Annotated in this window: 13 protein-coding genes; 9 read left to right on the top strand and 4 right to left on the bottom strand. The window is 65.5% G+C overall.

Annotation, left to right across the window (positions count from 1 at the left end):
• Positions 1-1,029, top strand: coding sequence for an asparaginase (locus BHE01S_RS24560; protein WP_042268627.1), 1,029 nt, complete (start codon positions 1-3; stop codon positions 1,027-1,029).
• 99 nt (positions 1,030-1,128) lie between these two features.
• Here the strand turns inward: BHE01S_RS24560 and lysM are convergent, their stop codons facing one another.
• The 4 genes from lysM to gcl form a co-directional block, all read right to left on the bottom strand.
• Entirely contained in the window at positions 1,129-1,635 is a 507-nt protein-coding gene (lysM, locus tag BHE01S_RS24565) for a peptidoglycan-binding protein LysM (protein ID WP_042268628.1), read from the bottom strand.
• A 443-nt stretch (positions 1,636-2,078) separates the two neighbouring features.
• The gene (locus BHE01S_RS24570) at positions 2,079-2,984 is read right to left on the bottom strand and encodes a 2-hydroxy-3-oxopropionate reductase (RefSeq protein WP_042268629.1); all 906 of its coding nucleotides are present in this window, start codon (positions 2,982-2,984) and stop codon (positions 2,079-2,081) included.
• 59 nt (positions 2,985-3,043) lie between these two features.
• On the bottom strand, positions 3,044-3,841 hold the full coding sequence (gene hyi / locus BHE01S_RS24575; protein ID WP_042268630.1) for a hydroxypyruvate isomerase: 798 nt from the start codon (positions 3,839-3,841) through the stop codon (positions 3,044-3,046).
• 113 nt (positions 3,842-3,954) lie between these two features.
• On the bottom strand, positions 3,955-5,739 hold the full coding sequence (gcl, locus tag BHE01S_RS24580; RefSeq protein ID WP_042268631.1) for a glyoxylate carboligase: 1,785 nt from the start codon (positions 5,737-5,739) through the stop codon (positions 3,955-3,957).
• A gap of 322 nt (positions 5,740-6,061) precedes the next feature.
• On the opposite strand from gcl, the gene BHE01S_RS24585 reads away from it, so the two are divergent.
• The 8 genes from BHE01S_RS24585 to BHE01S_RS24620 all read left to right on the top strand — a co-directional run bounded on the left by BHE01S_RS24585 (position 6,062) and on the right by BHE01S_RS24620 (position 12,039).
• Positions 6,062-6,970 carry a LysR substrate-binding domain-containing protein gene (locus BHE01S_RS24585; protein WP_042268632.1) on the top strand — a complete coding sequence of 303 codons (909 nt, stop codon included), beginning with the start codon at positions 6,062-6,064 and terminating at the stop codon, positions 6,968-6,970.
• Between the two features lie 124 nt (positions 6,971-7,094).
• Complete coding sequence (locus BHE01S_RS24590) at positions 7,095-7,889, top strand: RNA polymerase sigma factor (RefSeq protein ID WP_157025609.1); 795 nt, start codon at positions 7,095-7,097, stop codon at positions 7,887-7,889.
• Positions 7,879-8,805 carry a zf-HC2 domain-containing protein gene (locus BHE01S_RS24595; protein WP_042268633.1) on the top strand — a complete coding sequence of 309 codons (927 nt, stop codon included), beginning with the start codon at positions 7,879-7,881 and terminating at the stop codon, positions 8,803-8,805. The genes BHE01S_RS24590 and BHE01S_RS24595 overlap by 11 nt, the downstream gene beginning before the upstream one ends.
• Positions 8,806-9,024: 219 nt before the next feature.
• Complete coding sequence (gene rpsF, locus BHE01S_RS24600) at positions 9,025-9,396, top strand: 30S ribosomal protein S6 (protein ID WP_027818337.1); 372 nt, start codon at positions 9,025-9,027, stop codon at positions 9,394-9,396.
• Between the two features lie 34 nt (positions 9,397-9,430).
• The gene (gene priB, locus BHE01S_RS24605; protein ID WP_042268634.1) at positions 9,431-9,730 is read left to right on the top strand and encodes a primosomal replication protein N; all 300 of its coding nucleotides are present in this window, start codon (positions 9,431-9,433) and stop codon (positions 9,728-9,730) included.
• 2 nt (positions 9,731-9,732) lie between these two features.
• Positions 9,733-10,008: a 30S ribosomal protein S18 gene (gene rpsR / locus BHE01S_RS24610; protein ID WP_035526157.1), complete on the top strand. Its 276-nt coding sequence runs from the start codon at positions 9,733-9,735 to the stop codon at positions 10,006-10,008.
• Positions 10,009-10,035: 27 nt separating this feature from the next.
• Positions 10,036-10,488, top strand: a complete 453-nt coding sequence (rplI, locus tag BHE01S_RS24615; protein WP_042268635.1) for a 50S ribosomal protein L9 — start codon at positions 10,036-10,038, stop codon at positions 10,486-10,488.
• Between the two features lie 168 nt (positions 10,489-10,656).
• Positions 10,657-12,039 carry a replicative DNA helicase gene (locus BHE01S_RS24620; RefSeq protein ID WP_042268636.1) on the top strand — a complete coding sequence of 461 codons (1,383 nt, stop codon included), beginning with the start codon at positions 10,657-10,659 and terminating at the stop codon, positions 12,037-12,039.
• Positions 12,040-12,156: the final 117 nt, after the last annotated feature.

Consider the following 12,156-nt stretch of genomic DNA (forward strand, 5'->3'; position numbering starts at 1 on the left):
ATGAATACTTCCACTTCCTCTTGCGCGGCGGCGCCAAAGGCGCTGCCGCGCATCGCCGTGCTCGCCACGGGCGGCACCATCGCGGGCTCCGCCGCCGACGCCGCGAACACCGCCGGCTACCAGGCCGGCGTGATCGGCGTCGCGCAGCTGCTGGCCGCCGTGCCGGGCCTCGACGCCATCGCCCACATCCACGCCGAGCAGGTCGCGAGCATCGACAGCAAGGACATGTCGCTCGCGCTGTGGACCACGCTCGCGCAGCGCGTGAACGAACTGCTCGCAAGCGACGCAGTAGACGGCGTGGTGATCACGCACGGCACGGATACGCTGGAAGAAACAGCGTACCTGCTGCATCTCACGGTGAAGAGCACGAAGTCGTGCGTCTTGACGGCGGCCATGCGTCCCGCCACGGCGCTTTCCGCCGACGGCCCGCTCAACCTGCTCAATGCCGTCACGCTTGCCGCGAGCGAGGCGGCGGCCGGGCAGGGCGTGCTGGTGGCGTTCAATAACCGGATTCATTGCGCACGCGACGTCGCGAAGGTCAGCACCTACGCGGTGGATGCATTCCAGTCGCCGGAGATCGGCGCGCTGGGCTGGGTGCAGGACGGCCGCGTGGAATTCCAGCGCCGCGCGCTGCGGGCGCATACGGTCGGAACGCCTTTCACGGCTTCGGCGCAATGGCCGCAGGTCGAGATCGTGACGAGCTACGCGGGCGTGTCGCGTGCGGCTGTCGAAGCCCTCGTTGCCGCCGGCGTGGATGGGCTCGTCGTGGCCGGCACGGGCAACGGCTCGATTCACGGCGCGTTGCAGCAGTCGCTGGCCGAGGCGGCCGCCAAGGGCGTGGCCGTCGTGCGCGCCTCGCGCGTCGGCTCGGGTCACGTGATGCGCAACGGCGCGGCGAGAGACGATACGCTCGGCTTCGTGTCGTCGGGCACGCTCAGCCCGTACAAGGCGCGCGTGCTGCTGCTGCTCGCGCTGGCGGCGGGCACGACCGACAAGGCGGGGCTGCAGGACGTGTTCGACACGTATTGAGGCTGGCTGCGCACAACGAAGAACGGGCCTGGCAGATCGCTCACCGCCAGGCCCGTTTCTTTTCTGGCCGCGTCTGGCGGCGTTTGCGTGTTGCCGCGCTTACTGCAGCGGCGGAATCACGAGGACCTGACCCGGATAGATCTTGTCCGGGCTCTTGAGCATCGGCGTGTTCGCCTCGAAGATCGCGTCGTTCTTCGCGCCGCTGCCGTAGTACTTTTCGGCGATCTTCCAGAGGTTGTCGCCGGCGACGACCGTGTGGTGCTGCGCTTCGGGCGCGGGATTCGTCACGCTCATCTGGTCGTCGACCTTGTCGACGTTCTGCACGTTGCCGGCCGCGACGAGGATCTTCTCCTTGGTCGGCTGGTCGGCGGCGTTGCCGGTCACGGTCACGGTGTGCGAGACGCCGTCGTAGGTCACGCCGAGGTTGTCGGCGTCGAGGCCTTGCGAGCGGATATAGGTGGCGATCGCGTCACCGGCCTTCTGGTTCAGTTCGGCGGGATTCGCGGCGGGGTCTGCCGGTGCGGCAGCGGGCTCCGCGGCGGCAGGCGCTGCCGCCGTGCCGAACAGTTTTTCGCCTGCTTCCTTGATGAAATTGATAATGCCCATCGATCACTCTCCTCACGTGCTGGAAATGACTCGGTGCTCACGCGTCGTGTCCACCTTGACCCGTCTGCGTGACAGGCAGATGAAAGCACAATTGTGCAAACGCGGCCGCGAAGCCGTTCATCGGGATAGCGTCAAGGCGTGTGTAACCGGGAGGAGAGAAAAAAGAAGGCAAAGAAAAACGGGCATCCGACACGCGGACACCCGATGACGACGTCTGACCGACCAAGGCTTCCCCGCCGTCACCGGGCGCCGCTTTCGGACCCCACTGGCCGCCCTCAGCCCAGAGCGGCACCGATTTGCCTCGCGGCGGTTGCCGCCGCCGCGAAGCGCCCCACGGGAGGCTCGTGTGCTTGAATGTCAGCGCGAGCCGATATGCGTGATCCGGTTCTGCGGGCGGCCCGCGCGTTGTGTCGCGCGTACCGCCGTCCTGCTACGGCGCAAACTCAAGCCGCCTTCACCTGCGCTTGCGGCTCGGCGATCTCGAAGTTCGCCATGATCTCGAGCGCGCGGATCATGGCCGAGTGGTCCCACGCCTTGCCGCCGTTCGCGGCGCACACGCTGAAGAACTGCTGCGCGCTCGCGGTATGCGGCAGCGCGATGCCCAGCTTGCGCGCGCCGTCGATCGCGAGGTTCAGGTCCTTCTGGTGCAGCTCGATGCGGAAGCCCGGGTTGAACGTGCGCTTGGTCATGCGCTCGCCGTGCACTTCGAGAATGCGCGACGAAGCGAAGCCGCCCATCAGGGCCTTGCGCACGCGCTCGGGGTCGGCACCCGAGCGGGCTGCGAAGAGCAGGGCTTCGGCCACGGCTTCGATGTTCAGCGCGACGATGATCTGGTTGGCGACCTTGGTGGTCTGGCCCGCGCCGTTGTCGCCGACGAGCGAGATGTTCTTGCCCATCAGTTCGAACAGGGGCCTCGCGAAATCGAACGCCTTTTGCGGGCCGCCGACCATGATCGAGAGCGTGGCTTCGCGTGCGCCGACTTCGCCGCCCGAGACCGGCGCGTCGAGATAGTCGCAGCCGAGCGCGTTGATCTGTTTGGCGAACTGCTGGGTTTCGAGCGGCGAGATCGAGCTCATGTCGATTACGAGCTTGCCGGCCGAGAGACCCTTGGCGACGCCGTCGTCGGCGAACAGGACATTGGCGACATCGGGTGTGTCCGGCACCATCACGATGACGATGTCCGACGCCTTTGCGACCGCCGTCGAATCGGCGACGACTTCGGTTTGCGTGCGCAGGTCGTCGGGTACCGGGTACTTGCCGTTCACGGCGAGCGTGTGGCCGCCCTTGATGAGATTGCGCGCCATGTGCGCGCCCATGATGCCGAGTCCGATAAAGCCAATCTTTGCCATCTTGTGTCTCCGTTAAGGCGAATGCGTGAATGTGCGCGCCGTTGCGTGCGATGACGGGCTCAGGCGAGTTCGGCGGTGCGCTGCATGGCGCTGCGCAGCCAGCCGAGGCCTTCGACGGTCGTCGTGCGCGGCTTGTACTCGCAGCCGATGTGGCCTTCGTAGCCGAGCGTGTCGAGCAGATCGAACAGGAACGGGTAGTTAATTTCGCCCGTGCCGGGTTCGTTGCGGCCCGGATTGTCGGCGAGCTGGATGTGGGCGATCTTTGCGAAGTGCTTCTTGATCGTCGCCGCGAGTTCGCCTTCCATACGCTGCATGTGATAGATGTCGTACTGCAGGAACAGGTTGTCCGAGCCGGTCTTTTCGATCACATCGAGCGCTTGTGCCGAGCGGTTCAGCGCAAAGCCGGGAATGTCGTATGAGTTGCACGGCTCCACCAGCAGGCGGATGCCTTCGCGCTTGAGTTCGCCGGCGGCAAAGCGCAGGTTATCGACGATCGTGGCGAGCGCCGTTTCGCGATCGACGCCTGCCGTCGGAATGCCGACGAGACAGTTCAGTTGCGGCACCTTCAGCGCCTTCGCATATTCGATCGCGCGGCCCACGCCTTCCTGGAACTCGCCGCGGCGCTCGGGCAGGCAGGCAATGCCGCGTTCGCCCGCTTCCCAGTTGCCCGCAGGCAGGTTGTGGAGGACGAGTTTCAACCCGTTGAGCTCCAGACGCTCGGCCAGCTCGGCGGCATTGTACGGATACGGGAACAGGAACTCCACGGCGTCGAAGCCCGCTTGTGCGGCCGCTGCGAAGCGGTCGAGGAAGGGCGCTTCGTTGAACAGCATGGTGAGGTTCGCGGCGAATTTTGGCATGATGCTGGGTCTCGCTGGTCGGTCAGTAAAAGAAGTCAGGCGGTAAATCAGCCAGGCCGCGCGCCGGTGCCGTGCGCGCTGCCCGTGTTGCGGCGAGGCGGGCTCGAGTGCGCTCAGTCGAGGGCATTCACCGCGCTGACGGCAGTCGGCGCGTGCTCGGGCTTTTCGGCCAGTTCTTCGAACTCGTTGATGGCGTCGATTTCGGTGCCCATCGAGATGTTGGTCACGCGCTCGAGAATCACTTCGACGACAACCGGCACGCTGTGCTCGGCGGAGAGTGCCTGGGCCTGCTTGAGCGCCGGGGCGATCTCTTCCGGCTTGAACACGCGCAGCGCCTTGCAGCCGAGGCCTTCGGCGACCGTGACGTGATCGACGCCATAGCCGTTCACTTCAGGCGCGTTGATGTTCTCGAACGCGAGCTGCACGCAGAAGTCCATGTCGAACGCGCGCTGTGCCTGGCGGATCAGGCCGAGATACGAGTTGTTGACGACCACGTGCACGTACGGCAGCTTGAACTGCGCGCCCACGGCCAGTTCTTCGACCATGAATTGGAAGTCGTAGTCGCCCGAGAGCGCCACGATGGGCCGCGTCGGATCGGCTGCGCGCACGCCGAGCGCCGCCGGAATCGTCCAGCCGAGCGGACCCGCCTGGCCGCAGTTGATCCAGTTGCGCGCCTTGTACACGTGCAGGAACTGGGCGCCGGCGATCTGCGAAAGGCCGATGGTGCTCACGTAGCAGGTGTCGCGGCCAAACGCCTTGTTCATCTCTTCGTACACGCGTTGCGGCTTGATCGGCGTGTTCTCGAAGTGCGTCTTGCGAAGCATCGTGCGCTTGCGTTGCTGGCAGTCGGCCACCCATGCGCTGCGGTCCTTCAGCTTGCCTGCGGCCTGCCATTCCTGCGCGACTTCGACGAACAGCTCGAGCGCGGCCTTCGCGTCCGAGACGATGCCGAGATCCGGGCCGAACACGCGGCCGATCTGCGTCGGTTCGATATCGACGTGCACGAACTTGCGGCCCTTCGTGTACACCTCGACGCTGCCGGTATGGCGGTTCGCCCAGCGGTTGCCGATGCCGAGCACGAAATCCGAGGCGAGCATCGTGGCATTGCCGTAGCGGTGCGAGGTCTGCAGGCCGACCATGCCGGCCATGAGCGGGTGGTCGTCGGCAATCGCGCCCCACGACATGAGCGTCGGGATCACGGGCACGCCGACCGTTTCGGCGAACTGCACGAGCAGGTCTTCGGCTGCCGCGTTGAGCACGCCGCCGCCCGAGACGATCAGCGGCTTCTCGCTCGCGTTGAGCAGGTCGAGCGCGGCTTCGATCTGCTTGCGCGTCGCCTTCGGCTTGTAGACCGGCAGCGGCTCGTAGGTGTCGATGTCGAATTCGATTTCGGCAAGCTGCACGTCGATCGGCAGGTCGACCAGCACCGGACCCGGACGGCCCGAGCGCATCAGATGGAACGCCTGCTGGAACACGCGCGGCACGAGCGCCGGCTCGCGCACGGTGACGGCCCACTTGGTGACGGGCTTGGCGATCGACTCGATGTCGACGGCCTGGAAGTCTTCCTTGTAGAGGCGGGCGCGCGGCGCCTGGCCCGTGATCGCGAGGATCGGTATCGAATCGGCCTGGGCCGAGTAGAGGCCCGTGATCATGTCGGTGCCCGCGGGGCCCGAGGTGCCGATGCACACGCCGATATTGCCCGGCGTGGCGCGCGTATAACCCTCGGCCATGTGCGAGGCGCCTTCGACGTGGCGCGCCAGCACGTGAGTGATGCCGCCGGCCTTTTTCATCGCCGAATAGAACGGATTGATGGCGGCGCCCGGCACGCCGAAGGCGGTATCGATGCCTTCCTTTTCGAGCACCAGAACGGCGGCGTCGACGGCTCTCATTTTGGCCATGATTGTCTCCTGAATGTCTCGTATGCGAGGGATGGCGATGCGTTGAGGCCACTTTAGGGGCGCAGGAAAGGTTTGATAAGATCAGTTCAGGTCGTTTATTCCGAAACAAAAAGTATGGAATGCCAGTGGGGCGCTGGGGCAACGGTTGCGCCGGCGCCTGCGGCGCGCGGCATGGGGCATCACTAAGCGCTAAAGCGCCAAGTGCTGCCGACAGCTTTGCATGGGGCATCACTAAGCGCTAAAGCGCCAGGTGCTGCCGACAGCTTTGCATGGGGCATCACTAAGCGCTAAAGCGCCAAGTGCTGCCGACAGGAGACAGGCAATGGACCGCTTCAAGCAGATCGAAACCTTCGTGCGCGTCGCGGACGCGGGCAGCCTCGCGGCGGCGGCGCTCGAGGAAGGCGTCTCGCCGGTGATCCTCGGGCGGCGTATCGACGCGCTGGAAAGGCGCCTGGGCGTGAAGCTCATCTACCGCTCCACGCGGCGGCTCGTGGTGAGCGAGGAGGGCGCGGCCTTTCTCGAGCGCTGCCGCGGCCTGCTCGCCGACTGGGATCAGGCGGAAAACGAGCTGTCCGCCGGACGCCAGGTGGTGAGCGGCCATCTGATCGTCTCGGCGCCCGCCGCGTTCGGGCGCAAGCACGTCGCGCCGCTCGCGCCCGCGTTTCTCGCCGACAAGCCCGAACTCCAGGTGTCGTTCAATCTCACCGACCGCGTGGTCGATCTGGTGCGCGAGGGCTACGACCTGTCGATCCGCATCGGCGGCGCGGTGGACCCGAACTTCGTCGCCGTGAAGCTCGCCACGAACCGGCGCGTGGTGTGCGGCACACCCGAGTATTTCCGCAAGCACGGGCGCCCGAAAACGCTCGAAGACCTGCCGAACCACAATTGCCTAGCGTTCAACCTGCAGGGCGGCCAGAACCGCGGCTGGTACTTCAGCCGCGGCGGCAAGCTCGTCACCGTGCGCGTGGGCGGCACGCTCGACTGCAACGACGGGGAGCTGCTGCACCGCTGGGTGACCGAGAGCCTCGGCCTCGGCTGGCGCTCGACCTGGGAGATCGACGCCCAGCTTGCACGCGGCGAACTCGAAACGGTGCTCGACGAATACGCGCTGCCCGACTACGACATCCTCGCGGTGTATCCGCAGCAGCGCTACGTGCCGGCGCGCGTGCGCTACTTCATCGACTATCTCAAGGAGGTCTACGCGCGGCCGGGGTACTGGGCCGGCGCGTAATCGCGCGCGGCGAATTTATTTTTCGTTTTCGTGCGCGCGCAGCGGGAATAAACTGGCCCGAACTTCGGTAGTGCCTGTATGCGGCCACGGTCGCGCAAGCCAGACGAAGAAGCGAGGGGACGACGTGGGCGAATCCGCGTACGAGCAGGATGAGGCAGGGCGCAGCCGCCGTTTTCAGGCGCTGGCGCTGCCGCATCTCGATGCGGCCTACAACCTCGCGCGCTGGCTCTCGCGCAACCCGGGCGACGCGGAAGATATCGTCCAGGAGGCGTTTCTGCGCGCGTTCCGCTTCTTCGATGCCTTTCGCGGCGACGAGGCCCGCCCTTGGCTGCTCGCGATCGTGCGGCGCGTCTGGTACGACGAATGGCGGCGGCGCGCGGGTGCGGAAGAGGTGGCGCCGTTCGACGAGTTGCGCGACGACGCGCCGCTCGAGGGCTGGGAAACGGGCGGCGTCGATCCCGAGACGCTCGCGATTCGCGCCGAAGACGCCCGCCACGTGCAGGATGCGCTCAGGCGCCTGCCGGTCGAGTATCGGGAAGTGCTGGTGCTGCGCGAGCTGGAGGAGCTGGGCTACCGCGAGATCGCGGCGATCGCCGATCTGCCGGTCGGCACGGTGATGTCGCGGCTCGCACGTGGGCGCAGGCGGTTGGCGACGCTGCTGGCGGGGTACCGCGGCGGCGAGCGCGAGCAGGCAGCGGCGCGTACTGCAGTCAACGAGACGGCAAACGATCCGGTTGTCCCCGCCCACGGCTGCGCGGACGACAGGGCAGGAGTCGGGGGAAGCAGTCAAGCCAGGAGACCATCCGGCCGGGGAAACGGCGGTCGGTTCCGCGAGGAGCCGGCCGCCGACGGCGGAGCGCCGTTGCGCCCTTGCTCCCGCACCGAAGGCCGAACGACGGAGGCGCCAGATGAACTGTAACGAAGCGCGCCCGCTGGTCGACGCGAGCGTCGACCGCGAACTCTCCGCTGCCGACGAATGGCGTGTGCGCGAGCATCTCGCAGGCTGCGAGACGTGCCGCCGTGTCGCCGACGATGCGCAGGCCATCTCCCGAATGATCCGTTCCGCGCCATACCACCGGGCGCCGGCTGGGCTCGCTGCGCGTATTGCCGCGGCATTGCCGGCGACGGATATCCCGCCTGCGAAGGCAATGCCTTCGCCAGCCCCCGCGCGCAAATCGGGCGGCTGGCGCGCGTGGCTGCGCAACGGGTGGCCAGCCAGCGTCGGCGGGGCGCGAGGCAACGCGGGCGGCCGGGGCTGGGGCACTGAGTCCGTCGGCGCGGGTCCGCACGCGGCCACGCTCGCGTGGTTCGGTTGCGCGGTGTTGATCCTTGGCGCGCTGGCGGTGATCGCCACACTGCATCTGCGCCGCCCGGCCGCTGAGACGGCCTTCGTCGACGACCTCGTGTCGAGCCACGTGCGCGCCCAGATCTCGGGCCGCGATATCGACGTGATCTCGACGGACCGCCATACCGTGAAGCCGTGGTTCAACGGTCGCATCGACTATGCGCCGCCCGTCTTCGATCTGGCGCAGCAGGGTTTTGCGCTGGCGGGCGGACGTCTCGATTATGTGGGGCGCGAACGCGTCGCCGTGCTCGTCTATCATCATGGCAAGCATGTGATCGACGTCTACGTATTTCCGCCAGGCGCGAGCGGACCCGCCGTCTCGGGCGCTGCGCCGCCGGCTTCGAGCGAAGGCTACGCGCTCCTGCGCTGGCAGGCGGCGGGCATGACCTGGTGGGCGGTGAGCGACGCCGGCGCGGATGCGCTCGACGGCCTGCGCGCGGCGCTCGACGCCCGTCTCGCGGGCGGCGCGAGCGAGGCGGCAGGGGGCTAGGCCGCCGTCTCAGACGCGCACTTGGGAGCGCCTTCAGGCGTGCCTCCAGGGTGCTCCTCGCTGCGCAAGTCATTGAAAACACGCCCGATTCATCGACCGCACGCAGGATCTATCTTGCGTGCGCAACCTATTCGCGCTACAATCTTCGGCTTCTCACTTGCCACACCGGTTCCGACGCCCGGGTGGCTTCTATCCAAAAGTCAGCACAAGGAGTGACACATGCGTCATTACGAAATCGTCTTCATCGTGCACCCCGATCAGAGCGAGCAGGTGCCCGCCATGATCGAGCGCTACAAGAGCACGATCACCTCGCACGGTGGCCAGATCCACCGCATCGAAGACTGGGGCCGTCGTCAACTGGCCTACATGATCGAGAAACTCGCGAAGGCTCACTACGTCTGCATGAACATCGAATGCGACCAGACCACGCTCGACGAACTGGAACACGCGTTCAAGTTCAACGACGCCGTTCTGCGTCACCTCATCGTCAAGATGAAGAAGGCCGAAACCGGCCCGTCGCCGATGATGAAGGAAGTGCAGCGCGAAGAAGCCAAGAAGGCGGCTGCCCAGCCGACCGAAGCGCAGGCTTAATTAACGTAAGCCATCAGGATTCAGGCAACTCCGCGTGAACAGGCTTCAACTTACCGCGAGCGTCGTCGAACGCGAACCGGTGCGGTACACCCCCGCCGGCGTTCCGATCGCAAGCGTTACGTTGCAGCACCGCACGGAGGTCGTCGAAGCCGGCATTCCCCGCTTCGTCGAACTCACGATGCCCGCGGTGGCGGCCGGCAAGGTCTGCGGTCTCGTGGAAAGCTGTGAGATGGGCGTGGAAGCGCTCTTCACCGGTTTTCTGGCGAAAAAGCACCGCAATGCGCGAACCCTGGTGTTTCACATCACCGAAATGCAAGGCACAGGAAAGGACTAACCATGGCCCGCCCGACTGGTAAGAAATTCGACAAGCGTCGTCAGCAACAAAACCCGCTCTTCAAGCGCAAGAAGTTCTGCCGCTTCACGGCTGCAGGCGTCGAGCAGATCGACTACAAGGACCTCGATACGCTGAAGGACTTCATCGGCGAAAACGGCAAGATCACGCCGGCTCGTCTGACGGGTACGAAGGCCCACTATCAGCGTCAGCTGGACACGGCTATCAAGCGCGCGCGTTTCCTCGCGCTGATGCCGTACACCGACCAGCACAAGGCCTAACAAGACGACGCGATAAGGAGCAATAGAATGCAGATCATTCTTCTGGAAAAAGTCGTCAACCTGGGTAACCTCGGCGACATCGTCAAGGTGAAGGACGGTTACGCACGTAACTTCCTGATCCCGAACAAGAAGGCACGCCGTGCTACGAAGGACGCAATCGCTGAATTCGAAGTCCGCCGCGCAGAACTCGAGAAGGTCGCCGCCGAAAAGCTGGCAGCCGCGCAAGCCGAAGGCGAAAAGCTGAACGGCCTGACCGTCCAGATCGGCCAGAAGGCCGGCGTGGACGGCCGCCTGTTCGGTTCGGTCACGAACGCGGACATCGCCGTTGCGCTCACGAAGCAAGGCTTCGCAGTGGAAAAGGCGCAAGTGCGTCTGCCGGAAGGCCCGCTGAAGATGGTGGGCGACCACCCGGTGCAGGTCTCGCTGCACACCGACGTCCTCGTCGACGTCACGGTGTCGGTGCTGGGCGAGCACGCCTAAGTCCCCACGGCCCCCGCGGGCCGCGCGGTTTGACACCGCATTTGACGCAAGACCTCAGGAAGGGCAGGAGCCGCAGGGCTTCTGCCTTTTTTGTTGTGCGCGGCCTGGACGCGCGTTGCAAGTTTTCAAGCTTGTTCGAGGCATCCCCTTGTCCGATAATTGCCCTCCATGAACGCTCCGAAAGATCCCCAACTCGACTCGCTGAAAGTCCCGCCGCATTCGATCGAAGCCGAGCAATCGGTGCTCGGCGGCCTGCTGCTGGATAACGGCGCATGGGACCGGATTGCCGACTTCCTCTCGCAAAGCGACTTCTATCGCTACGATCACCGCATCATCTTCGAGCACATTGGCCGGCTGATCGCCGCCACGCGCCCGGCCGACGTGGTGACGGTGTACGAGGCGCTCGGCACCTCGGGCAAAGCGGATGACGTGGGTGGCCTCGCATACCTGAACGCGCTCGCGCAGAACACGCCGAGCGCCGCGAACATTCGCCGCTACGCGGAAATCGTGCGTGACCGCGCGGTGCTGCGCCGCCTCGTTTCCGTCGCCGACGAAATTTCCGCCGACGCCTTCAACCCACAGGGCAAGGAAGTGCGCCAGCTGCTCGACGAGGCCGAGTCGAAGGTGTTCTCGATCGCCGAAGACGGCGCGCGCGGCACCCAGGGCTTTCTCGAGATCGGGCCGCTGCTCACGCAGGTCGTGGAGCGCATCGACACGCTCTATCACACGGCCAACCCGAGCGACGTCACGGGCACGCCCACGGGCTTCATGGACCTCGACCGCATGACCTCGGGCATGCACGGCGGCGAGCTGATCATCGTGGCCGGGCGCCCGTCGATGGGTAAGACCGCCTTCTCGATGAACATCGGCGAGTATGTGGCCGTGGAGTATGGTCTGCCGGTGGCGGTGTTCTCGATGGAAATGCCGGGCACGCAGCTCATCATGCGTATGCTCGGGTCGGTCGGTCGTCTGGATCAGCACCGCATGCGCACGGGCCGCCTGACCGACGAGGATTGGCCGAAGCTCACGCACGCCGTGCAGAAAATGAGCGAGGCGCAGATCTTCATCGACGAAACCGGCGGCCTGAATCCGATGGAACTGCGCTCGCGCGCGCGGCGTCTGTCGCGCCAGTGCGGCAAGCTCGGGCTCATCATCATCGACTACCTGCAGCTCATGAGCGGCTCGTCGTCGGGCGAGAACCGCGCGACCGAAATTTCGGAAATTTCGCGCTCGCTCAAGAGCCTGGCGAAGGAACTGGACGTACCGGTGATCGCGCTCTCGCAGCTGAACCGCGGTCTGGAGCAGCGTCCGAACAAGCGGCCGGTAATGTCGGACCTGCGTGAATCGGGCGCAATCGAACAGGACGCGGACGTCATCCTGTTCATCTATCGCGACGAAGTCTACAACCCGGACAGTCCCGACAAGGGCACGGCCGAAATCATCATCGGCAAGCAGCGTAACGGTCCGATCGGACCCGTTCGCCTCACGTTCCACGGTCAATACACGAAGTTCGATAATTTTGCCGGGGCGCAGACCTTCTACGGCGAATAACGCGAAGCGTTGCGCGGCTTGCGCCAAAGTGGCGCAAATGCCGCGTTGGCGGCTGCCGATCCATGCGGCAGCGCTCGCCTGACGATACAATATTGCCGTTTTATGACAGCCAGCTCT

The sequence above is a fragment of the Paraburkholderia heleia NBRC 101817 genome, assembly GCF_000739775.1.
Lineage (GTDB): Bacteria > Pseudomonadota > Gammaproteobacteria > Burkholderiales > Burkholderiaceae > Paraburkholderia > Paraburkholderia heleia.

What these genes read in the sequence shown, in the direction of transcription:
- BHE01S_RS24560 (WP_042268627.1), top strand. Translation starts at nt 1, where the DNA reads ATGAATACTTCCACTTCCTCTTGCGCGGCGGCGCCAAAGGCGCTGCCG.
- lysM (WP_042268628.1), bottom strand. Translation starts at nt 1,635, where the DNA reads ATGGGCATTATCAATTTCATCAAGGAAGCAGGCGAAAAACTGTTCGGC.
- BHE01S_RS24570 (WP_042268629.1), bottom strand. Translation starts at nt 2,984, where the DNA reads ATGGCAAAGATTGGCTTTATCGGACTCGGCATCATGGGCGCGCACATG.
- hyi (WP_042268630.1), bottom strand. Translation starts at nt 3,841, where the DNA reads ATGCCAAAATTCGCCGCGAACCTCACCATGCTGTTCAACGAAGCGCCC.
- gcl (WP_042268631.1), bottom strand. Translation starts at nt 5,739, where the DNA reads ATGGCCAAAATGAGAGCCGTCGACGCCGCCGTTCTGGTGCTCGAAAAG.
- BHE01S_RS24585 (WP_042268632.1), top strand. Translation starts at nt 6,062, where the DNA reads ATGGACCGCTTCAAGCAGATCGAAACCTTCGTGCGCGTCGCGGACGCG.
- BHE01S_RS24595 (WP_042268633.1), top strand. Translation starts at nt 7,879, where the DNA reads ATGAACTGTAACGAAGCGCGCCCGCTGGTCGACGCGAGCGTCGACCGC.
- rpsF (WP_027818337.1), top strand. Translation starts at nt 9,025, where the DNA reads ATGCGTCATTACGAAATCGTCTTCATCGTGCACCCCGATCAGAGCGAG.
- rpsR (WP_035526157.1), top strand. Translation starts at nt 9,733, where the DNA reads ATGGCCCGCCCGACTGGTAAGAAATTCGACAAGCGTCGTCAGCAACAA.
- rplI (WP_042268635.1), top strand. Translation starts at nt 10,036, where the DNA reads ATGCAGATCATTCTTCTGGAAAAAGTCGTCAACCTGGGTAACCTCGGC.
- BHE01S_RS24620 (WP_042268636.1), top strand. Translation starts at nt 10,657, where the DNA reads ATGAACGCTCCGAAAGATCCCCAACTCGACTCGCTGAAAGTCCCGCCG.